At 70.6% G+C, this 20,244-nt stretch carries 21 protein-coding genes; 13 read left to right on the top strand and 8 right to left on the bottom strand.

Translation table 11 applies throughout. From position 1 onward, the window contains the following. The first annotated feature begins 11 nt into the window (after nt 1-11). The 5 genes from KUM03_RS04800 (at nt 12) to KUM03_RS04780 (ending at nt 5,787) form a co-directional block, all read left to right on the top strand. Entirely contained in the window at nt 12-371 is a 360-nt protein-coding gene (locus KUM03_RS04800; RefSeq protein WP_217245714.1) for a glutaredoxin family protein, read from the top strand. Between the two features lie 274 nt (nt 372-645). Beyond that, nucleotides 646-1,416, top strand: coding sequence for a redox-sensing transcriptional repressor Rex (locus tag KUM03_RS04795; protein WP_217245713.1), 771 nt, complete (start codon nt 646-648; stop codon nt 1,414-1,416). After that, complete coding sequence (locus tag KUM03_RS04790; protein WP_217245712.1) at nt 1,413-3,137, top strand: glutamyl-tRNA reductase; 1,725 nt, start codon at nt 1,413-1,415, stop codon at nt 3,135-3,137. The genes KUM03_RS04795 and KUM03_RS04790 overlap by 4 nt, the downstream gene beginning before the upstream one ends. Beyond that, nucleotides 3,134-4,093: a hydroxymethylbilane synthase gene (hemC, locus tag KUM03_RS04785; protein ID WP_217245711.1), complete on the top strand. Its 960-nt coding sequence runs from the start codon at nt 3,134-3,136 to the stop codon at nt 4,091-4,093. Before KUM03_RS04790 ends, hemC begins: the two co-directional genes overlap by 4 nt. Beyond that, nucleotides 4,090-5,787 (top strand): bifunctional uroporphyrinogen-III C-methyltransferase/uroporphyrinogen-III synthase, encoded by a 1,698-nt coding sequence (locus KUM03_RS04780; protein ID WP_217245710.1) that lies wholly within the window; start codon nt 4,090-4,092, stop codon nt 5,785-5,787. Before hemC ends, KUM03_RS04780 begins: the two co-directional genes overlap by 4 nt. 51 nt (nt 5,788-5,838) lie before the next feature. On the opposite strand, the gene KUM03_RS04775 is transcribed toward KUM03_RS04780, so the two are convergent. Beyond that, nucleotides 5,839-6,048, bottom strand: coding sequence for a DUF397 domain-containing protein (locus KUM03_RS04775; protein ID WP_217245709.1), 210 nt, complete (start codon nt 6,046-6,048; stop codon nt 5,839-5,841). Beyond that, complete coding sequence (locus KUM03_RS04770) at nt 6,045-6,878, bottom strand: helix-turn-helix transcriptional regulator (RefSeq protein ID WP_217245708.1); 834 nt, start codon at nt 6,876-6,878, stop codon at nt 6,045-6,047. Before KUM03_RS04770 ends, KUM03_RS04775 begins: the two co-directional genes overlap by 4 nt. Nucleotides 6,879-7,040: 162 nt before the next feature. On the opposite strand from KUM03_RS04770, the gene KUM03_RS04765 reads away from it, so the two are divergent. Continuing rightward, nucleotides 7,041-7,325, top strand: coding sequence for a hypothetical protein (locus KUM03_RS04765; protein ID WP_217245707.1), 285 nt, complete (start codon nt 7,041-7,043; stop codon nt 7,323-7,325). On the opposite strand, the gene KUM03_RS04760 is transcribed toward KUM03_RS04765, so the two are convergent. After that, nucleotides 7,284-8,462 carry a serine hydrolase domain-containing protein gene (locus tag KUM03_RS04760; protein WP_217245706.1) on the bottom strand — a complete coding sequence of 393 codons (1,179 nt, stop codon included), beginning with the start codon at nt 8,460-8,462 and terminating at the stop codon, nt 7,284-7,286. The two genes, KUM03_RS04765 and KUM03_RS04760, sit on opposite strands and share 42 nt — an antisense overlap. Before the next feature lie 80 nt (nt 8,463-8,542). After that, the gene (locus tag KUM03_RS04755) at nt 8,543-9,883 is read right to left on the bottom strand and encodes a transcriptional regulator (protein WP_217245705.1); all 1,341 of its coding nucleotides are present in this window, start codon (nt 9,881-9,883) and stop codon (nt 8,543-8,545) included. Between the two features lie 130 nt (nt 9,884-10,013). On the opposite strand from KUM03_RS04755, the gene KUM03_RS04750 reads away from it, so the two are divergent. From KUM03_RS04750 to KUM03_RS04740, 3 genes are all read left to right on the top strand, one after another. Further along, a complete protein-coding gene (locus tag KUM03_RS04750; RefSeq protein ID WP_217245750.1) occupies nt 10,014-10,232 on the top strand; it encodes a hypothetical protein in 219 nt (72 codons plus the stop codon). An 83-nt stretch (nt 10,233-10,315) separates the two neighbouring features. Beyond that, complete coding sequence (locus KUM03_RS04745) at nt 10,316-11,512, top strand: cupin domain-containing protein (RefSeq protein ID WP_217245704.1); 1,197 nt, start codon at nt 10,316-10,318, stop codon at nt 11,510-11,512. Further along, nucleotides 11,446-12,303 carry an aldo/keto reductase gene (locus KUM03_RS04740; RefSeq protein WP_217245703.1) on the top strand — a complete coding sequence of 286 codons (858 nt, stop codon included), beginning with the start codon at nt 11,446-11,448 and terminating at the stop codon, nt 12,301-12,303. The genes KUM03_RS04745 and KUM03_RS04740 overlap by 67 nt, the downstream gene beginning before the upstream one ends. Here KUM03_RS04740 and KUM03_RS04735 read toward each other — a convergent pair. Beyond that, complete coding sequence (locus tag KUM03_RS04735) at nt 12,291-13,148, bottom strand: hypothetical protein (RefSeq protein ID WP_217245702.1); 858 nt, start codon at nt 13,146-13,148, stop codon at nt 12,291-12,293. The two genes, KUM03_RS04740 and KUM03_RS04735, sit on opposite strands and share 13 nt — an antisense overlap. A 326-nt stretch (nt 13,149-13,474) precedes the next feature. Between KUM03_RS04735 and KUM03_RS04730 the strand changes: the two genes are divergently transcribed. Continuing rightward, nucleotides 13,475-14,485: a helix-turn-helix domain-containing protein gene (locus KUM03_RS04730; RefSeq protein ID WP_217245701.1), complete on the top strand. Its 1,011-nt coding sequence runs from the start codon at nt 13,475-13,477 to the stop codon at nt 14,483-14,485. A gap of 90 nt (nt 14,486-14,575) precedes the next feature. Here the strand turns inward: KUM03_RS04730 and KUM03_RS04725 are convergent, their stop codons facing one another. After that, entirely contained in the window at nt 14,576-15,100 is a 525-nt protein-coding gene (locus KUM03_RS04725) for an SMI1/KNR4 family protein (RefSeq protein WP_217245700.1), read from the bottom strand. Nucleotides 15,101-15,422: 322 nt separating this feature from the next. Here KUM03_RS04725 and KUM03_RS04720 point away from each other — a divergent pair, with 322 nt between their 5' ends. Continuing rightward, nucleotides 15,423-16,331, top strand: coding sequence for a nitroreductase/quinone reductase family protein (locus KUM03_RS04720; RefSeq protein WP_217245699.1), 909 nt, complete (start codon nt 15,423-15,425; stop codon nt 16,329-16,331). Here KUM03_RS04720 and KUM03_RS04715 read toward each other — a convergent pair. Continuing rightward, nucleotides 16,250-16,816, bottom strand: a complete 567-nt coding sequence (locus tag KUM03_RS04715; protein WP_217245698.1) for a hypothetical protein — start codon at nt 16,814-16,816, stop codon at nt 16,250-16,252. The genes KUM03_RS04720 and KUM03_RS04715 overlap by 82 nt on opposite strands. Nucleotides 16,817-16,939: 123 nt before the next feature. On the opposite strand from KUM03_RS04715, the gene hemB reads away from it, so the two are divergent. Next, complete coding sequence (hemB, locus tag KUM03_RS04710) at nt 16,940-17,932, top strand: porphobilinogen synthase (RefSeq protein ID WP_217245697.1); 993 nt, start codon at nt 16,940-16,942, stop codon at nt 17,930-17,932. 46 nt (nt 17,933-17,978) lie between these two features. Here the strand turns inward: hemB and KUM03_RS04705 are convergent, their stop codons facing one another. After that, the gene (locus KUM03_RS04705; RefSeq protein WP_217245696.1) at nt 17,979-18,686 is read right to left on the bottom strand and encodes a DUF4232 domain-containing protein; all 708 of its coding nucleotides are present in this window, start codon (nt 18,684-18,686) and stop codon (nt 17,979-17,981) included. A 208-nt stretch (nt 18,687-18,894) separates the two neighbouring features. Between KUM03_RS04705 and KUM03_RS04700 the strand changes: the two genes are divergently transcribed. Next, on the top strand, nt 18,895-20,235 hold the full coding sequence (locus tag KUM03_RS04700) for a helix-turn-helix transcriptional regulator (RefSeq protein ID WP_217245695.1): 1,341 nt from the start codon (nt 18,895-18,897) through the stop codon (nt 20,233-20,235). Nucleotides 20,236-20,244: the final 9 nt, after the last annotated feature.

The raw sequence follows: 20,244 nt of genomic DNA, 5'->3' as shown, positions 1-20,244 counted from the left end.
GGCGCGGGAGAATGGCCGGCATGAGCCCCCTCTTCCGCCGAAAGCCCGCGGCCGGCCCGCAGGCCCCGCAGGACCCGCAGACGCACGGGGCCGCGCAGCCCGCTCAGCCCCCCGAGCACTCCGAGAACCATCTCGTCACCCTCATCCGCAAACCCGGCTGTCATCTGTGTGATGACGCACAGCTCGTCGTCGAGAAGGTCTGTGCCGACCTCGGTGTCCCCTGGGAGGGGAAGGACATCACCGAGGACCGCCAACTCCACGACGAGTACTGGGAACAGATCCCGGTCGTCCTGGTCGACGGCAGGCAGCACACCTTCTGGCGTGTGAACGAGGAACGCCTGCGCAAGGCACTGACCGACCAGTACAAGTAGTCCGGATGGTCGCTTAGGATCGATGGTGACTTGGTCTCGGGGGCGTTGATCGTGAGGAGCGTGTGCGGCTTTGCCCCCGATGGAAGAGGAACGCGTGCGCGTATGCGCCGGTTCCCGGTTCGTGCGCCGGGCGCGCGTGAGCCCGGTCACGTTGGCCGGGCAAATCGGACACCATCTTTGTGCACGCGTTCACAAAGACATAGCCTGCATTCGACGGGGCGGTCATGTAGGGACGTATGACCGCCTACAGCCCCGCTCTACCCGCAGGAGCACCGTGGCAACTGGCCGAACACACCGACCGGCGACCCGCAGCCGAGGGATTCCCGAGGCCACCGTCGCCAGGCTTCCGCTGTACCTCCGCGCGCTGACCGCGCTCTCCGAGCGCTCGGTGCCCACGGTCTCCTCCGAGGAGCTGGCGGCGGCGGCGGGAGTCAACTCCGCGAAGCTGCGCAAGGACTTCTCCTACCTCGGCTCCTACGGGACGAGGGGCGTCGGCTACGACGTCGAGTATCTCGTCTACCAGATCTCGCGCGAACTGGGGCTCACCCAGGACTGGCCGGTTGTGATCGTCGGTATCGGTAACCTCGGCGCCGCGCTCGCCAACTACGGCGGCTTCGCCTCCCGCGGATTCCGGGTCGCCGCGCTGATCGACGCCGATCCGGGAATGGCCGGAAAGCCCGTCGCCGGTATCCCGGTGCAGCACACCGACGAGCTGGAGAAGATCATCCAGGACGACGGTGTCTCCATCGGTGTCATCGCGACCCCCGCCGGCGCCGCCCAGCAGGTCTGCGACCGGCTCGTGGCCGCCGGTGTCACCTCCATCCTGAACTTCGCGCCGACCGTGCTGAACGTCCCCGAGGGCGTCGACGTGCGCAAGGTCGACCTCTCCATCGAGCTGCAGATCCTCGCCTTCCACGAGCAGCGCAAGGCCGGCGAGGAGGCCGCCGCCGACACCGGCGTCGTACCGCCCGTCGCCGCGCGCAAGCAGCAGCCCTCCACCGACCAGGGACCCGACGGGGACGTGCCCGCCGTGATGCCGGCATGAGCCTCCTCGTCGTCGGACTCAGCCACCGCAGCGCGCCGGTCAGCGTGCTGGAGCGGGCGTCGCTGAACGCGGACGCGCAGCTCAAGCTGCTCCAGGACACGGTCGCCGCCGAACCGGCCGCCGAGGCCGCGGTGCTGGCCACCTGCAACCGCATCGAGCTCTACGCCGACGTGGACAAGTTCCACGCCGGTGTCGCCGAGCTGTCCACGCTGCTCGCCCAGCACAGCGGGGTCGGCCTGGAGGAGCTCACTCCTTATCTTTATGTGCACTACGAGGACCGGGCCGTCCACCACCTCTTCTCGGTGGCCTGCGGGCTCGACTCGATGGTGGTCGGCGAGGGCCAGATCCTCGGCCAGATAAAGGACTCCCTGGCCCGCGCCCAGGACCTGCACACCGCCGGGCGGCTGCTGAACGACCTGTTCCAGCAGGCGCTGCGGGTCGGCAAGCGGGCCCACTCGGAGACCGGCATCGACCGCGCCGGGCAGTCCCTGGTCACCTTCGGCCTGGAGCAGCTCGCCGCGGGCGCCGACGTGCAGCAGTGGGCGCGGGGCAAGAAGGCCCTGGTGATCGGCGCCGGTTCGATGTCCTCGCTGGCCGCCGCGACGCTGGCGCGGTCCGGGGTCGCCGAGATCGTGGTCGCCAACCGAACCTTCGAGCGGGCCGAGCGGCTCGCGCAGATCCTTTCCGAGGGCGACGACACGGACGTGCTGGCCCGCGCGGTACCGATGGACGCGGTGCCGGCCGAGCTGACACGTGCCGACGTGGCCGTCTCCTGCACCGGTGCGACCGGGTTGGTCCTCACGGCGGACGCCGTAGCGGCGACGGTGGAGGGCCGTACGGGCGTGCTCGTGGCCGAGTCGGCCGCCGGGCGTCCGGCCGCCGACGCCGCCCCCACCGCCGTACGGGAGTCCGCCGAAACGCCACTGCCGGGTGCCGGCGCCGACGAGAACTGCCCGCTGGACCTGTCCGCCGTCCCGTCCGGCTTCTCCGTCATGGGCGAGGCCGCCGTGGCCGGCATGGACGCGGCGACGCTGGAGCAGCACGGGGCCTGGGCCGCGAGCGGTACGACGGTGGACCGGTCGCGCGAGACCGGGCGACCGGGCGCCGAGGCGGACGCCGAGCTGATCACCGCGCTCGCCGCGACGGCGACGCGCGTCGGCCGCATCCCCGAGCGCCGCCGCCCCGAGCCGGTCGCCGAGGTGCCGCGCCCGCAGCCGGTGCTCTTCCTCCTCGACCTCGCGATGCCGCGCGACATCGACGCCGCCGTGCACCGCCTGGCCGGGGTGCGGCTGGTGGACATCGAGTCGCTCGCCGACGCCTCCGCGGACGCACCCATGGCGGCCGACGTCGACATGGTCCGCCGGATCGTCGCCGACGAGGTCGCCGCGTTCGGCGCCGCCCAGCGGGCCGCGCACATCACGCCGACCGTCGTCGCGCTGCGCAGCATGGCCGCCGACGTCGTGACCGGCGAGATCGCCCGCCTGGAGGGGCGGCTGCCGGGGCTCGACGACAAGCACCGCGCCGAGATCACCCAGACCGTCAAGCGTGTGGTCGACAAGCTGCTGCACGCGCCGACGGTGCGGGTCAAGCAGCTCGCCGCCGAACCCGGCGGTGCCGGGTACGCGGACGCGCTGCGCACCCTGTTCGACCTCGACCCCGAGACGGTGGCCTCCGTCTCCCGCGCCGAGAACAGCACTGAGAAGAACCGAGGGCCGGCATGACTGAGAAGGCACTGAGGCTGGGGACCAGGCGCAGCAAGCTCGCCATGGCCCAGTCCGGGCAGGTGGCGGACGCCGTGAGCCAGGTGACCGGTCGGCCCGTTGAGCTGGTCGAGATCACCACGTACGGCGACGTGTCGCGCGAGCACCTGGCGCAGATCGGCGGCACGGGCGTGTTCGTGGCCGCGCTGCGCGAGGCGCTGCTGCGGGGGGAGGTGGACTTCGCGGTTCACTCGCTGAAGGACCTCCCCACCGCGCAGCACGAGGGCCTGGTGGTGGCCGCGATCCCCGAGCGCGAGGACCCGCGGGACGTGGTCGTCGCCCGGGACGCGCGCAAGCTGACCGACCTGCCGCGCGGCGCCCGCATAGGGACGGGCGCGCCGCGCCGCATGGCGCAGCTGAACGCGTACGCCCGCACCCACGGCATGGAGATCGAGACGGTCCCGATCCGGGGCAACGTCGACACCCGCATCGGATACGTCCGCAGCGGTGAACTGGACGCCGTCGTACTGGCCGCCGCCGGGCTGAACCGGGTGGGCCGCATCGACGAGGTGACCGACTTCCTGTCGGTCGACACGGTTCTGCCCGCCCCCGGCCAGGGGGCCCTGGCGATCGAGTGCGCCGCGGACAACGCGGACCTCGTCGCCGCGCTCGCCGAGCTCGACGACCCGTTCACGCGGGCCGCCGTAACGGCCGAGCGGTCACTGCTCGCCGCCCTGGAGGCCGGCTGCAGCGCACCCGTCGGGGCGCTGGCCGACCTTCTGGCCGACGGGCAGACTGTCAAGGAAATGCGCCTGCGCGGCGTCGTCGGCACGACCGACGGCTCGACGCTGGTGCAGCTGTCCACCACCGGTCCCGTGCCTGAAACGCACGAGGCGGCCATGGCACTCGGTCGCGAACTCGCCACCGAGATGCTCGCCCAGGGCGCGGCCGGTCTGATGGGGGAGCGAGCACATTGAGCCCCACCACCTTTCCCGCCGGTCCGGAACAAGGGCACGTCACCTTCCTCGGTGCCGGACCCGGAGATCCGGGACTGCTGACTCTGCGCGCCGTGGAGGCGCTGACGCACGCGGACGTCCTCGTCGCCGAGCACGAGGTGCTCGACGTCGTACGCACGCATGCGAAGCAGGGCGTGTCGGAAGTGCACACGGATGCCGATCCGTCGGATCCGGGCACAGGCGCGCCCCAGCTGAAGGTAGTTGACGGCACGTCAACGACCTCTGGTGTCCCCGCTGTGCGGGATGCCGCACATCTTGTCATGGAGGCCGCGCGGGGCGGCAGGCGGGTCGTGCGTGCGGTGACCGGGGACCCCGGCCTGGACGCGTACGCCGCCGAGGAGATGCTGGCGTGCGCCGCGGCCGGGGTGCCCTTCGAGGTCGTCCCCGGCATCGCGAACGCCGTCGGCGTGCCCGCGTACGCCGGTGTTCCGCTGCGCGACGCCCAGGGCGCCGACGTGCGGTTCGTGGACGCCCGTACGGCGTCGGCCCGGTGCTGGACGGAGGTGGGCGCCTCCGACGGGACGGTCGTGGTCTCGACGACGCTCGACTCGGTCGCCGCGGCCGCCGGTGAGCTGGTGTCGGCGGGCCGCAAGCCGGACACCCCGCTGACGGTGACCATCGCCGGTACGACCACCCGCCAGCGCACCTGGACCGCCACGCTCGGCACGGTCGCCCAGACCCTGAAGCAGGCCAAGGTGCTGCCGTCGCCGGACGGTGGCCGCCCGGTGATAGCCGTGGTCGGCGAGCGTTCCGCGTCCGCCCGGCGCGACCAGTTGTCGTGGTTCGAGTCCAAGCCGCTGTTCGGCTGGAAGGTGCTCGTGCCGCGTACGAAGGAGCAGGCGGCGTCGCTCTCCGACCAGCTGCGGTCCTACGGGGCCGTCCCCAGCGAGGTCCCGACCATCGCGGTGGAGCCGCCCCGCACCCCGCAGCAGATGGAGCGGGCGGTCAAGGGCCTGGTGACGGGCCGCTACGAGTGGATCGCGTTCACGTCGGTCAACGCGGTGAAGGCGGTCCGGGAGAAGTTCGAGGAGTACGGTCTCGACGCCCGTGCCTTCGCGGGCATCAAGGTCGCGGCGGTCGGCGAGCAGACCGCGAAGGCGCTCATCGCCTTCGGCGTGAAGCCGGACCTGGTGCCGAGCGGCGAGCAGTCGGCCGCCGGTCTGCTGGAGGACTGGCCGCCGTACGACCCGGTCTTCGACCCGATCGACCGGGTCTTCCTCCCGCGGGCGGACATCGCCACGGAGACCCTGGTCGCCGGTCTGATCGAGCTGGGCTGGGAGGTGGACGACGTCACCGCCTACCGCACGGTGCGCGCCTCGCCGCCCCCGGCCACCACCCGGGAGGCCATCAAGGGCGGCGGCTTCGACGCGGTGCTCTTCACCTCGTCGTCCACGGTCCGCAACCTGGTGGGCATCGCGGGCAAGCCGCACAACGTGACGGTGATCGCCTGCATCGGTCCGGCGACCGCCAAGACGGCCGAGGAGCACGGGCTGCGGGTCGACGTCATGTCCCCCGAGCCGTCCGTCACCAAGCTGGCGGAGGCCCTGGCCGACTTCGGCGCCCGCCGCCGCGCGGCGGCCGTGGAGGCCGGCGACCCGGTGACGCGGCCGAGCGAGCGGCGGCCGGGGGCGCGGAGGCGGCGGTCTTCGACCTGAGGTGAGAGGGGGCGCTCCTTGCGGGGCGCCCCGCTTCTCGGGCGTTGGCCGTCAGTGTCCGGAGGCGTACGGCAGGAAGGTCGCCCAGGCACCTGAGGTGAGATCGAGGCGGGGGCCTGCGGGGTTCTTGGAGTCGCGGACGAGGACGTGGCTCTCGTCCGGGGTGGCTACCTCGACGCAGTCGGGGCCCTCGTCCGTGCTGTAGCTGCTTTTTATCCACGCGAACGTGGGCTCGGCACTGAAGTAGGGCTTGAGGGTCATGTCTCTCCAAGCACATTCTTGATGAGGGCCGTTGACTCCCGTGTGCTGAGAGCCTGTGCCCGGATGTTCCCATAACGCATCTCGAGGAGCTGCACTTCCTTCGGGTCCGTGATGACCCGGCTGATGTGCTGCACTTCGACGTGCCCGACCGTCGTGCCGTCGTTCAGCCTGAGCAATCTGAACGACCCGGCGAGCCCGGGGTTCTCCTCGTGCCCCAGAGGAAGAACCTGAAGGTCGATGTTGGGGTACTTGGCGGCCTCCAGCAGTCGCTCCAACTGCCCCCGCATGACCGCTCGGCCTCCCATGGGGCGACGGAGTGTCGACTCGCACTGGACGAAGGTGAAGAGGGGGCGCGCCGCCCCTTCGCCGACGATCTCCTGACGGGCCACTCTGGCCGACAGCCGCTGTTCGAGTTCGTCTGCGGTGAAGGGCGGTCGACGTGCGCTGAATACCGCCCGTGCGTACTCCCGCGTCTGCAACAACCCGTGAACGACCGAGTTGTTGTACGCCCCCAGCTCAACCGCCTCGCCCTCCAGCCTCTTCAGATCTCGTACTTTCTTGGGGTACCGGACCTCCGCCACGTCCTGCTTGAGCGCCGCGATCTTGCCACCCGCACCCATGGCCTCGTCCGCCGCCTCCAGATACTCCGGCCGAGGAATCCGCCGCCCCCGCTCCACCGAGGAGACCAGCTCCTCCCCGTACCCGATGGCCACCCCGAACTCCGCCTGGGTGAGGCCGGCCGACTCCCGCCACAGCTTCAGTTGCCGTACGACGGTCCGCATCACCGCCCCGGCCTCTTCGTCGTCGAGCCCCGCTTCCCACTCGGTCATGCCGCCGCCCTCTCGCCGCGCGCCCTTCCCCGGGCCAACCTCCGGCCGTCGCGGCCGGTCACCCCGGGCAGCCCGGACGGAACCGGACGCGCCACGGACAGCCACCGACTGCACGGGCCACCTGCCTTCACAGCGTATGCGCGCACGAACACGCTGGGTGACATGAATCAGGGAATCTCCACCCACCGCGTTCCGCTCCGGCAGTTCTCGGTGCCGCTGTCAGCCACGCGTCGCGGCGCACGACTTGCCCGGCTGCCGGTCAGCCCCCGGACGACTGTCGCCGCGCACGCGGAGTCGGGGTACGGACTGCTCCTCGTCGAGGAACTGGCGGATCGCTGGGGCGTTCGGTGCGAGCCGGTGCCTTCCAAGACCGTATGGGCGGAGCTGGACCTCGGTGCTGAGCCCTCAGTCTCGGGCCACGAGACCTCGCACCGCATCGACCAGTGAAGCCGCACGCACATCGTCCGAGCCCGCCACCACGTGGTTCATCACGTAGCCGAAGGCGATGCCATGTTCCGGGTCGGCGAAGGCGAGTGAGCCGCCTCGGCCGGTGTGGCCGAAGGACCGCGGACCGAGCATCGGGTTGGCTTCGGTGGGCAGCATGTAGCCCGTGCTGAAGCGGCTCGGGATCAGCATCACCTGATCCCGGCCGCCGGCCTGCTCCTTGGTCGCCGATGCCAGAGTTTCGGGGGCGAGCAGGCGTACGCCGTCCACCTCTCCGATCAGCGCGGCGTACATGCGGGCGAGCGCGTGCGCGGTGCCGATGCCGTTGGAGGATGGGAGTTCCGCGGCCTGCACCTCTGGTGAGTCGAAGTCGATCCCGGGCGGCTCCGTGACCGCGTACGCCCTGTTGCTCAGCGAGTTCGGATCACGCCAGGCGCGGACCTGGTCGCGGAGGTCGTCGGGCAGCGACTCGTCGGGCACGGTGGTGAGATCGATGTCCGGGCGTCGGTAGACCATGCGGCTGACTCGGTCGCGCTCGCTCGGCGGGAGGCCGATGAAGAAGTCCAGTCCGAGGGGGGCTGCGATCTCTTCGGTAAAGAAGGTGCCTGGCGAGCGGCCGGACACCCGGCGGATCACTTCGCCGACCAGCCATCCCCACGTCCGGCCGTGGTAGCCGTGTGCCGTGCCAGGAGACCACTGGGGGTGTTGGGCTGCCAGAGCCGCCGCCATCGGGTGCCAGGCCAACGCTTCCCGCAGCGGCACCGGTTGGTCCAGCGCGACCAGGCCGGCCCGGTGGGACAGGAGCCAGCGCACTGGGATGTCCGCCTTGCCGTTCGTGGCGAACCCCGGCCAGTACTTCTCCACGGGTGCATCCAGGTCCAGCGCGCCGCGCTCGGCCAGCATGTGCGCCATGGTCGCGGTCGCTCCCTTGGTCGCCGAGTAGACCAGTTGGAGCGTGTTCCGTGTCCAGGAGCGGCCGGTCGCCGGGTCAGCGATGCCTCTCCACAGGTCCACCACCGGCCGACCGTGCTGGTACACGCACACCGCCGCGCCGATGTCCCCGTGCCGGGCGAAGTTCGCCTCGAACGCCTCGCGGACCGGTTCGAAACCGGCCGCCACCCCACCGCCGATCGTCGTCATGCCGTTCATCCTGGCAGGCGCGCCGATTGCTCCGCCGAGGGCCGGGCTTCCCCTCGGCGGCTTCCGAGGCGCTTGACGCCTTATGGCGGTGGCAGGGCTCGCAGACGTTCGCGGAACTCACGGACGGAAGGGATGGACTTGTGCGCTTCGAGCCGTCCGGAGAACTCTTTCAGCCGGTCCAGCGCCCGTACCGATCCCACGCTGTCCTCCAGAAGCGCCGCGCCGTAGTGCGCTGCGTCGAGTGCTCCGTCCAGGTCGCCACCGGCGAGACGCGCCTCGGCCAGGCGGCTGGAGCGTACGGCCCTGTCTCTGGGCGCGGCACTCGCGACGGACAACTCCAAGGAACCCGTCGCACGCTGCACATGTCCCGAGCGTAAGAGGACCTTGCCCTCGGTCGACTTCAACTGGGCTTCGTTGAACCAGTCGAGCCAGTCCGGATTCTCCTCCGTCGTATGGCGCTCCCACATGGATGCCGCCTGGTTGAGTGTCGTACCGGCTCTGCGGTGGTCGCCGTCGCGTGACAGCGCCTCCGCCTTGTGCAGGTGGAGGAAGGACTGGGTGCGCGGCGACAGGGAGTGGGGAGCGTTGTCGATGGCTGTTGAGATCAGGGCGACCCGCTCGACCGTGCGTCCGGCTTCGGAGACGTGTACGCCCATCTCCGCGAGGATGAAGGCGCCGAATGCGTCGTCTCCGGCGGTTCGGGCACTGCGCAGGGCTCCGACGTAGTAGCGCTGGCCGACGGATCGCAGACCGGCGTCGTACGCCATCCAGCCCGTCAGATGTGACACACGGGCCGCCAGCGCGTACAGGCGGACGCGAATTCGGTCCGAGTACCGGCCGGTGCTGAGGAGGCCGGTGACCAGGGCCAGATCACCGCGCGCCTGTTCCAGGAGCCGGGCGCCGCCGAGTTGGTCGTCGAGTGCCCGAAGGGTGCTGACGCGCTGCTCGATCGTCGAAACCATGGTGTCCGTGACGCGGTCGCCATTGAGTGCGGAGGCGAAGGCGGCGGGTGCGTCCGCCCAGCTCGCTGCCAGGCCGGTCAAGGCCGCGCCAGTGATGGTGAGGAAGGCGCGGCGATCCGTACGGCCGCTGCCCACCAGTTCGTTGAGGGCCTCGAAGGTGCCGGCCTCGGTCCACGGGGCCGTCAGACCGGTTACCTCCCATACCGGGAGCCACCGGGGCCACACTTCCGCACGGACCTGTTCATAGGGGACGTGCAGCAGATTCGCGAGAACCCGCTGGGCGTCCGCGTCAGGTTCCTGTCCCTGCTCCCACTTCCACACCGTCGTCCGGTTGGTCGCCAGCGGGATGCCGAGCGACTTCCCGTGCTCCTGCATGAGCCGGGCGAACTCGGCCTTCCCCCAGCCCCGCGTATGGAGGACGAAGCTCAGCGGGTGGACTGCCAACGGCTCACTGGGCACGTCATCACTCCCGTCCGTTCACACGGTGTAGTCGGGAGGCTACGTCGTTGCATTCGTGCCAGGGGAGGGCGGCGCCCGAGGAGAAACCCCCTCGAAACGTTCCGGCCTGCACGCGCGAGCCCTTCACTGAGTGGCAATCCCGTTCCTCGTGATGGGAGACCCGAAGAAGGAGGAGTACGAGGTGGAAGAGGGCACGACACCGCGCCATGCCCGGAGTGACCTTCTGGTGGCGGTCGTAGAACTGTCAGCAGTCCACGACCGGTACGACAACCTCCGGTCCGACAACTCCGGAAGCTCCGGCGACGCGCCCTGGCCGGGCGGCGACGGCAACCTGCACGACGGCGAGTAGGCGCCAGGCGGTGGGGCCGACGCAACTGGCCGGTCGGTCCCACCGTGTCCGCATCACGTGGTCGAAGCTACGGAGGACGTGCGATGGAACATCGTTTGATCAACGCGATCGAGACGGCGCTCGGCTGGAGCGGGGCGGAGGGGCTGGGCAAGGGTTTCGCGCGGGGAAGCGTGGACGACTATGAACTCGTCTCCCGTCTCATGACCCCGAACCGACTGCTCGACATCGCCATGCGCAGGAGTCTGAACCGCCCGCAGCTCCGGTGCTTCCAAAGCGGCGAGGAGGTGCACCCGGCCATCTACTACACCGACAGCGTCAGCCCTCGTGGGCAGAGCATCCCCATGGTGAACATGCGTAGCCTCGGGCGACTGCTGCGGGAAGGCGCGACGCTCATCCTCGACCAAGCCAACGTCTTCGATCCGACGATGGAAGTCGCGTGCCGGGCCCTGCAGTGGTGGTCGCATGAACGGGTCCAGGTCAACGCATACCTGACGACGAATGACGCGGCCGGATTCCCCCTGCACTGGGACGACCACGATGTCGTGATCGTGCAGCTCGCGGGCGAGAAGCAGTGGGAGGTGCGCACCACGTCCCGCGTGGCGCCCATGTACCGGGACGCCGATGTCAACGACACCCCGAGCGACGAGATCGTCTGGGCGGGCTTGTTGAAGACCGGCGACGTCATGCACATCCTGCGAGGTCACTGGCACCAGGCGACGCGGACCGGTAGCGGCTCGGGGAAGAGTCTTCACGTCACGTTCGGCATCACCAAACGCACCGGGGCGAGCTGGCTCGCCTGGCTGGCCGACTGGTGCCGCGAACGCGAGATCTTCCGGCACGACCTGGACCGTCGAAACGGCCCGGACAGCGAGGCTTTGGCCGAAGCCGTCACGACGTTGGCCGGCGAACGCTCTCCTGCCGACTTCCTGAGCGTGTACGAGCAGGAGACGACCCTGCCGCGCCACGTTCCGTACCTGGACATCCTCGGACCTCTCGACGGCGTCGTGTGCACCACGCACTTCCCTCCCCGGATCTTGGAGAACGGGGGAACGGTTGACGTTCTGGCCGCGGGAAAGAAGCTCACCTTCACGGCTAAGGCTCTGCCTGCGCTACGTGTACTGCTGAGTGGCAGGCCGGTGCTGCTGGAGCGAGCGGTCGCCATTGCCGGAGCGGAGTCCGCAGAGCTTGCCGAGATCCTGGTGGAGGAAGAACTGTGCGCGGTGCTTACCCCCGAATTGTCCTCGGGCTACACCGGTCTCGTCACGAGCGCCGCCTCCTGACGGGAGCCCTTGATCTCGGCGTGACCGCTGTCGATACGAGCAGCAATTACCTCGGCTTCGGCTCGCACAGGGCCTTGGCAGGGGCAGGCAGCGATCTGCTGTCGCGCTTCTCCGTCTCTACGAAGGTCGGCTACTTCCCGGGGCGGGATGGCGCACAGCATTCCTTGGATCCCGCACGGTTGTACGCCGCCGTGGAAAAGGCGGCCTCTGAACTCGGCCGAGAGCCGGACTTGGTGTTCCTTCACAACCCGGAACACTCGCTCCGTAACGGATCTCTGCGTCACCGCGATGTGCTGTCGCAGGCGTGCGCTGCTCTGGACAACGCTGCGGCGAGTGGGGTGTGCGCCGCTTGGGGCGTCGCTTCCTGGGATCCGTCCTCGCTTTTGGCTCTGGTCGACCCGGCCACGCCCAGGCCCTCGGTCCTCATGGTCCGCGCCGGCCTGCTGGTCGGAGTGGAGACGCTCGATGCCGCTGACGCTCTCGTCGAGGCGTGGGGCGTGGATGCCGGATCGGTGTGGGGGATGAGCCCCTTCGGTGGGAGTGCCGACGCATCGGTCTGGTCCAGGGCCGATCCGCGCGTCTTCCTGCGGGACCGAGGTCGGCTCACGCGCGTGCAGGCGGCCTTCCGGGCCGCTTATTACCTTCCTCGGGTGGGCTCCGTGGCCGTGGGGACCAACGAGCCCACTCATCTGGGAGAACTCGTCGATGCCCTGGCAGGCGAGATTGATGAGGGAGCCGTCCGCGAGTACCGGAGACTCCTGCGTGACCATTCGTGCGGTCAGCCTGCCTGAAGTTGCTCGACGACTCGCTCCGCCATACGTCGCGCGGGTTCCAACCGCGGATCCTGCGGGTGTGCATGCGGGCCGAGGATCTTTGAGCAGGCGAACAAGGTCATCACCTTGCCGTCCCGGCTCTCGAAGTCGTGCCGACGCTCCTGTCGTACGCGTTCGGCGAGGGTGGGGACGGCCAGCGAACTGGCCCACAAGGAGGCGGCGTCCAGGCCTCGTGGTGCGTTTCCCCAGTCTTCCCAGTCGAAGAGGCTGAAGACAGGAGCGGTCATGTTGGCCCAGTTCAGGTCGGCGTGGGCCGGAGCCCAGCGCTGGACAGTCGTGTCCACGACCTCGGGGGCGAGTGCCTGGACGGTCTCGGTGACCAGTGCCTGGGTGATGGTTTCGGTGTCCGGTGTCGCCACCCGCGCCGTCGTCTGTGCCGCCAGTGCGTCCAGTGAGGCGTTCAACGCCTTCCACCACCCGTCCGGCAGTTCGGGAGCGTCACTCAGGACAGCACGCCCTACGGGGGCAGCCGGGAGGAGGCTGGTTTCGTCGGCGCGCCACATCACCGGATCTGCCGCGTCCCGCCAGACCACGCAGCCGTGCCAGGCGGGCTGCACGACACCTTCGAGGCGGGCGGCGGACTCGGCTCCGTTCCACCCCTGGTCAGGGATCTTGCCGAGGAGGCGGCGCTCGATGCGGACCCAGGTGTTGCGGTGTGTCCGTGCGCCGACGGACCGGCGCTTGCGGACCACTGTTTCCGGGAGCAGGCGCACCTGGAGAGAGCGGGCGACGTGGTCGAGAACATCGTCGACCGGATGCGCACGCAGGTCAGCGGCCTGGTCCGTGGAGGTCGGGAGCGTCATGTCACGGGACCGTAGCAGTGGGTGGCTGCCTTGGGAGTGGAGGCCGGGGAGGCGGGACCCGGTGGGTGGGCCGTCGGGGCAGCGGGCGGTAAAAGACCAAAGAACCCTTGGTAAATACCTACCCAACCGACCAAACCCGGTTTTGATCACACGGGCGGGTGAAAAGCGGCCGAATGGGTGGCGTGAGGGGTGCTGCGGCGTGCAGGCTCTGCGGCGAGGCGAGTTGATGCCTCTGGAATATCCCAGACGACATGAGTCGGCCCCCACCCGGGACTTGCACTCCCAACGCAGGGGCCTGACCAACGAGGAAGCAAAGGACCTTCCCCATGGCTGAGCAGAAGACTAACGCTGCCGCGCGCCCGAGTCAGGGCGTTCGCCGGTCCACCACCCACTCCGGTGTCATCCACGTACGCACGCACCAGTCGGGGCAGTACGTCGTCATCGGCAATCACCTCGCGCAGCACCGTCAGCTGTCGCTGACCGCGATCGGGTTGGCCACGCACATCCTGTCGTTGCCGGAGAGTGCCCTCGTCGACATCCGTACCCTCGCCGAGCGCTTCCCGGAGGGGCGGGAGCGGATCGCCTCCGGCTTGCGGGAGTTGGAGGAGCACGGCTATCTGGAGCGGGTACGTGAGCGCTCGGAGACCGGGCGGCTGGTGACGCGGACGTATGCCCATCACACGCCCGAGCGAGCGGTCGCGCCCGTCGTACGCCGACGTGCGGTGGCGGTGGTGCGGGAGGGCGGGGCGTCGGCTTCTCGGTCGTCGGGAGGAGCGCAGGAAGCCTCGCCGAAGGAGGGGGACCCAGTGCCGGGGGTGTCAGCGGTGGTGCCTCGGCGCAGTGAGCCCGTCGTCGAACTGAGGCCGCCGGAAGTCGCCCAGGTGGCTGTTCCGCCTGTGCCTGTGCCTGTGCCTGTGTCGAGGGGTAGCCGCCTCCACGACCGAGCCGTCGATCTCCTTGCAGGGCTGCGTCGTACCGACGAACGTCTCACCCTCTCCTCCCGAGACGTTGCAACCTTGGTCCCGAATGTCATCCGGTGGTTCGAGAGGGGTGCCACGGCCAACGTCGTCCATCACGTGCTGACCTCGGACCTGCCCACGGAGATGCGCCGCGCGGCCGGCGTGCTCGCCTATCGGCTCGTTGAACTGCTGCCTCCGCCGCTTCCGTCGGCTCCGGCACCGGCACCGGCACCGGTCTCGGTGCGCGTGGTCGATCGGCCGGAGCCCTTCCAGACCTGTGACGGCTGCGAGCGGGCCTTCCGCGCCCCGCATCCCGGTCGCTGCCGTGACTGTCGTACGGACAGCGGGACGCACGGCGAAGCAGCTCGCGCGGCCTGAAGACGGGCCTCCGGGGGGAGCGGAAGCAGGCTCTCCCGAGGCCGAGGCCGAGCCCGAGCCCGACCGCGGTCGCCTCGCTGCCGCGGCTGCTCAGCGGCACAGTGCCTCGACGTCCCCCGCGAAGGCCGGGAAGGCGGTACGGGCCTGCGCGACGATGTCCGCGGCCGGGCGGCGTGGGGTGGTGGCGTGGCGCTCGGCGAGCGCGGTGAGTGTCGGGTCGGGGCGGGACCGGGGGCCGAAGAGGACCGCCTCCGCCGGGCCGGTGCCGTCGGCCAGGAGCCACAGGAAGTCGGAGAGGCTGTCGGCGACCACGCCGCACTCGCCCTCCGAGCCCATGTACACCACGGGTTGCTCGGCGAGGGGGCGCCCCGGGCGCCCGTACCAGAGGGCCGCGAGGCCACCGCTGCCGTCCTGGCCGAACACGCGGTAGGCGGCGCCGTCGAGTGCGGAGTTCCCGGTCCACTGGCGCAGCCAGTGTGTGGTCTCGTCGGCCGGTTCGAAGGCGTCGTAGGGCTCGAAGTCGATTCCGTCGCCGTCGGCGTAATCGATCTCGACGCGGGCCATGTCGGCCAGGGCAGGGGGAAGCCGGCGGTTGTCACCGGGCGTCTCGCTCATGACCGCACCGTAGCCGTCCGCTCTGACACCGGCCGTCGTCGGCGTCCGGGACTCGCGTTGACAGCCCGGTGGGCCGGTGCGTGTAATGAGGGTGGTGCCGCGTGGCGTCGGTCAAAGAGCAGTGGGCCGGCCGGCGATCGGGCGAGCGCCCTTCATGCAAGGGGTACGTGATGCGTTCACACTCCGCGCCCTGACTTCGAGTTGCCCGATGCAGCGCTCGCGCGCGCGTCGGTCTCGTGCTTGCCCTTCATTCTTCCTTCGCACGCCGCGGCACGTGACGTTGCCGTTGCCGTGGCCTGCCGTCCTGGAGACACAGAACCGTATGCCCACGTCGTTCCATCAGTCCGTCATCGACGAGTTCCGCGCCAACGAGGGGAAGGTCGGCGGTCCCTTCGAAGGCGGGGATCTGCTTCTGCTTACCACTACCGGTGCCCGGTCGGGGGCCTCGCGGACCACGCCGCTCGGTTACGTCCGCCACGGGGACTCCCTGCTCGTGGTCGGGTCCGACCTCGGTGGGCCGCGGCATCCCGGCTGGTACTACAACCTGCTCGCCCATCCCCTGGTCCGGGTGGAGATGGGCGCCTCGAGTTTCGAGGCGCTCGCCGTGCCCGCCGAGGGGGAGCGGCGCGAGGAGCTGTTCGCGCACGTCGTACGGGAGGCGCCCGGGTACGGCGACTACCAGGCCGGCACCAGCAGGCCGCTGCCGGTGGTGGTGCTGGAGCGGGCCGAGCCCGAGGGGTGGGAGGGGCCGGGGGAGGTGCGGACCCTGGCCGACAAGCTGCTGGAGGTGCACACCTGGCTGAGGGGGCAGTTGCGGCAGGTGCGGGGGGAGGCCGAGGCGTACTTCGCGGCGCCGGGACCGGCCGGTGCGCCGCCGGGGCTCGGGCTGCAAATCCGGCAGCGGTGCCTGGCGTTCTGTCAGGCGCTGGAGTTCCACCACGTGAGCGAGGACGGGCATCTGTTCCCGGGGATCGCCCGGCACCACCCCCACCTCGCCGACGTCTTCGAGCGGCTCGCCGGCGAACACCGCACCGTCGCTCGCATTCAGGGTGAGCTGGCGGCGCTGCTGGCCGATGTCCACATCTCCGACCCGGAGCGCTTTCGTACGGAACTGGCGGCGATGTCGGCCGAGCTGAACGCCCACCTCGACTATGAGGAGGAGACGCTGCTCCCGCTGCTGGCCGACGTGCCGTGGCCGCCGGTTCCCCCGGGTGCCACCACCTCGTCGTAGGCCAGGTCGGGCAGCGCGAAGAAGTCCGTGATGGCCTGTGCTGTCCTGAGCGTGTTGCCGGTGCTGTCGAGGTCGGCTGCCGGTCCGGTCAGGCGCGCGGCCATGAGCGCGGGCGACAGCAGGTCGGGTTGCTCTCCCCACGGCTGGGAGAGGGCCTCGAAGCTGAAGGCGGTGATCAGGTGCCCGTCCCGGTGGTACTCGAAGGACGGGCGGTGGCCCTTGACGCTGCAGGGTTCGGTCACGAACACCACCAGCTCGCCTCCGCCGGCGCTCAGCGGGCCGTAGCCGACGACGTCGTAGTCGTTCTCCTCCCAGCTGAGCATGTCGTGCATCAGCAGGCCCCAGTCGGTGCCCTTGCCGTAGGCGAGCGGCATGCGGTGCTGGGCGAGGAGACCACGTGTCAGTGCGTCCAGGGTCATCCCCCGGAAGAAGACGACGTTGGTCTCCTCGTGATGCGGAAGGGCGCGGTGTATCCAGTCGGTCATGTCGGCAACGTAGACCAGCCCACTGACAGAGCCGCTGCCACCGCTCAGTGGAGTTGCGGGTGCCGTTCCGGGCCGACTCGCCGTCGGCAAAGGCACGGGTGGGGCGGGCGTAGCGTAGGTGGTATGTCGACGTACGGATCCTTTCCCGGTACGCGGCCCAGGCGGCTGCGGAGCACTCCTGTCATGCGTCGGATGGTCGCCGAGACCCGGCTGCACCCCGCCGACTTCATCCTCCCCGCCTTCGTCCGCGAGGGCGTGAGCGAGCCGGTGCCGATCGCGGCGATGCCCGGGGTCGTGCAGCACACCCGGGACACGCTGAAGAAGGCCGCCGCCGAGGCGGTCGAGGCGGGGATCTCCGGGATCATGCTCTTCGGGGTGCCGGAGGAGGCGAAGAAGGACGCCGCCGGGACGGCGGGCACCGACCCCGACGGGATCCTCCAGGTCGCGCTGCGGGACGTGCGGGCCGAGGTCGGGGACGAGCTGCTCGTCATGTCCGATCTGTGTCTCGACGAGTTCACGGATCACGGGCACTGCGGGGTGCTCGACGCCGAGGGGCGGGTCGACAACGACGCCACCCTGGAGCGGTACGCCGAGATGGCGCAGGTCCAGGCCGACGCGGGCGCCCACGTGGTCGGGCCCAGCGGGATGATGGACGGGCAGATCGGGGTCATACGCGACGCCCTCGACCAGATCGGGCGGGAGGACGTCGCGGTCCTCGCGTACACCGCCAAGTACGCCTCCGCCTTCTACGGGCCCTTCCGGGAGGCCGTCGGGTCCTCGCTGAAGGGCGACCGGAAGACCTACCAGCAGGACGCCGCCAACGTGCGCGAGTCCCTGCGGGAGCTGGCGCTGGACCTGGAGGAGGGGGCCGACATGGTGATGGTCAAGCCGGCCGGGCCCTACCTCGACATCCTCGCCAAGGTCGCCGAGGCCTCCGACGTGCCCGTCGCCGCCTACCAGATCTCCGGCGAGTACTCGATGATCGAGGCCGCCGCCGAGAAGGGCTGGATCGACCGCGACCGCGCCATCCTGGAGGCCCTCACCGGCATCAAGCGGGCCGGTGCGCGCAACATCCTGACCTACTGGGCCACCGAGGTCGCGCGCACCCTCCGCTGAGCGGCGACCTCGCCCGGTGCTTCGCGCAGGGGGTGCGGGCACCTCTTCAGTACCCGAGGGCGGCGTCCATGTCGGTCTGCCAGTAGGTGACCGTCAGCGCGGTGTCGACGTACACGCCGCCGGCGGGCAGGGCGACGGTGGCGATGGAGCCGTCCTCGAAGGGGATCGTGAGGGTGTCCGTCTCGTAGCCGTTCTCGCCGCTGCCGTCGCCGGAGGACAGCACCACACCCGCGTAGCCGGACTCGCCGGGCTCGACCCCGGTCAGCGACTGCGGCTTGGTCGCCTCCGCGACCGGCGGCACCGACTGGGCCTCGCCGAAGCGGGCCGCCGGGTACGGCGGCAGCATGCACGTCTTCGAGCCGGTGTTGGTGGCGGTCAGCAGGAGGTGGTTGAGGGGGCGGGTCACCTTCGTCGCGGTGATCTTCACGTCGGTGGCGGAGCACTTGTCGGGGATCTCGGAGTCGTCGTCGCCGGTGTCGCCCGCCGGCTTGTCGGAGGAGCCCGAGGAGTCGGAAGAGGCGGCGGAGCCGTTCGTGCCCTTCGAGCCGTTGGCCTCCGTGCCGTCGCCCGACTCGTTCCCGGCGGGGGGCTGCTCGCTGTTCCCGCCGGCCGGGGCGGAGGTGGACGGAGCGGGGGCGCCCGTGTCGGAGCCGTCGCCGCTCTCGCAGGCCGTCAGGGCGAGTGCGGCCAGGGCGACCGTGGTGGCGGCGAACAGGCGGGTGCGGCGGGCGGTACGGGCGGTGCGTGTGGACATGAGTGGACCCCTTTGGGTGGAGTTGAGGTGAGCCGCTCGACCGTTCGCCGGGAGCGGCTGCTTGGATGACCACAGCTTGGGGCGGGGGCCGTCCCGGTCGCCAGCGATGCCGGGGCATGCGGGACGCTGGGATGCCGAGAACGGCTCTGACCTGCGGGAACGGCATCCCGCTGGGATGCGGTACGGGGATGCGGGAGAGGGAGAAACGGTGGCGGGGGACGACTTCGCGGGGCTGCTGAGGGAACTCAAGGAGCGGTCCGGGCTGAGCTACGGGGCGCTGGGCAAGCGGCTGCACATGAGTGCGTCGACCCTCCACCGGTACGTCAGCGGGGAGGTCGTCCCCGTCGAGTTCGCCCCCGTCGAACGCCTCGCCCGCGTGTGCCGGGCCACCCCCGAGGAACTGCTCGAACTCCACCGCCGCTGGATCCGCGCGGACGCCCTGCGTGGCGTGAAGAAGGGCGAGAGCGGAAGCGAGGGCGAGAGTGGAAGTGAGGGCGAGAGTGGAAGTGAGGGCGAGGGCGAGGGCGAGGAGCAGACCGGCGGCTCCGAGGAGCCGGGCCTCCCGCCCGCCGTCGAGGAGCCCGCGCCGCCCGCCGTCGAGGAGCCCGCGCCGCCCGCCGTCGAGGAGCCCGCGCCGCCCGCCTCCCGTCGCCGTGTCCCCCGCGCCGCCCTCTACGCCGCCTCCGGTGTCGTCGCCGTCAGTGTCGCCGTCGCGCTCGTGGCGAACCTCGTGTCGGGCTCGGGCGACGACGGGCGGCGCGGTCCCGCCGGGGCCGCCGGGGCGGTGCCGCCTTCCCTGTCGGCGTCCGGGAGCGCCACCCCGCCGGCGACCCCGAGCGGCAGCGCCTCCGCGTCGGCGTCCCCTTCCACGTCCGGGCCCGCGACCCCCTCGGTGTCCGCGACGGGCGCCGGTCCCGCCGCGTCCGCGAGCCGCCGCCCGCCCGCCGACGGCCCGCTGCTCACCGTCTCGACCACCCCGTACTTCTGGGACTCCCCCTGCGACCACGCCTTCCTCGTCGACCGCAGCCCGAAGAACGTGCTGAAGCCGCCCGCCCAGCAGGACGCGGTCGGCTGGGCCACCGCCTACGGCGCGGTCTCCGCGAACCGGCAGACCGTCGTCCTCACCGTGCAGGGCACCGGCCCGGAGACCGTCGTCCTGAAGGACCTGCACGTGCGCGTGGTGAGCAGCGAGCAGCCGCTGGACTGGGACCAGTACGTGATGGGCAACGGCTGCGGCGGCAAGGTGGACGTCGAGGCCTTCGACGTCGCCCTCGACCTGGGCGACCCCCTGGCGATGCCGATCGGCGGCCAGCAGGACTTCCCGTACTCGGTCACCGAGTCCGACCTGGAGGTGTTCCACGTCAACGCGCACACCAGCGAGCACGACGTGAGCTGGTACCTGGAGCTGGAGTGGTCGAGCGGCGGCCGGGAGGGCACCCTGCGGGTCGACGACCACGGCCGGCCGTTCCGCACCAGCGCCTCCAAGGACGACTCCTACTACGCGTACCCGCTGGGCAGCGACCACTGGGAGCTGGTCGAGGAGGGCTGAGAGAAGGCG

This window comes from Streptomyces sp. AC602_WCS936, from assembly GCF_019049125.1.
In the GTDB taxonomy this organism is placed as follows: domain Bacteria; phylum Actinomycetota; class Actinomycetes; order Streptomycetales; family Streptomycetaceae; genus Streptomyces.
The sequence above is the reverse complement of the archived record's forward strand: the minus strand, read 5'-3'. Positions and strand labels throughout refer to the sequence as shown.

Coding starts and splice junctions, on each gene's coding strand:
- KUM03_RS04800 (WP_217245714.1), top strand. CDS start 12: ATGGCCGGCATGAGCCCCCTCTTCCGCCGAAAGCCCGCGGCCGGCCCG.
- KUM03_RS04790 (WP_217245712.1), top strand. CDS start 1,413: ATGAGCCTCCTCGTCGTCGGACTCAGCCACCGCAGCGCGCCGGTCAGC.
- hemC (WP_217245711.1), top strand. CDS start 3,134: ATGACTGAGAAGGCACTGAGGCTGGGGACCAGGCGCAGCAAGCTCGCC.
- KUM03_RS04775 (WP_217245709.1), bottom strand. CDS start 6,048: ATGACCCTCAAGCCCTACTTCAGTGCCGAGCCCACGTTCGCGTGGATA.
- KUM03_RS04770 (WP_217245708.1), bottom strand. CDS start 6,878: ATGACCGAGTGGGAAGCGGGGCTCGACGACGAAGAGGCCGGGGCGGTG.
- KUM03_RS04765 (WP_217245707.1), top strand. CDS start 7,041: ATGAATCAGGGAATCTCCACCCACCGCGTTCCGCTCCGGCAGTTCTCG.
- KUM03_RS04760 (WP_217245706.1), bottom strand. CDS start 8,462: ATGACGACGATCGGCGGTGGGGTGGCGGCCGGTTTCGAACCGGTCCGC.
- KUM03_RS04745 (WP_217245704.1), top strand. CDS start 10,316: ATGGAACATCGTTTGATCAACGCGATCGAGACGGCGCTCGGCTGGAGC.
- KUM03_RS04735 (WP_217245702.1), bottom strand. CDS start 13,148: ATGACGCTCCCGACCTCCACGGACCAGGCCGCTGACCTGCGTGCGCAT.
- KUM03_RS04730 (WP_217245701.1), top strand. CDS start 13,475: ATGGCTGAGCAGAAGACTAACGCTGCCGCGCGCCCGAGTCAGGGCGTT.
- KUM03_RS04725 (WP_217245700.1), bottom strand. CDS start 15,100: ATGAGCGAGACGCCCGGTGACAACCGCCGGCTTCCCCCTGCCCTGGCC.
- KUM03_RS04720 (WP_217245699.1), top strand. CDS start 15,423: ATGCCCACGTCGTTCCATCAGTCCGTCATCGACGAGTTCCGCGCCAAC.
- KUM03_RS04715 (WP_217245698.1), bottom strand. CDS start 16,816: ATGACCGACTGGATACACCGCGCCCTTCCGCATCACGAGGAGACCAAC.
- hemB (WP_217245697.1), top strand. CDS start 16,940: ATGTCGACGTACGGATCCTTTCCCGGTACGCGGCCCAGGCGGCTGCGG.
- KUM03_RS04705 (WP_217245696.1), bottom strand. CDS start 18,686: ATGTCCACACGCACCGCCCGTACCGCCCGCCGCACCCGCCTGTTCGCC.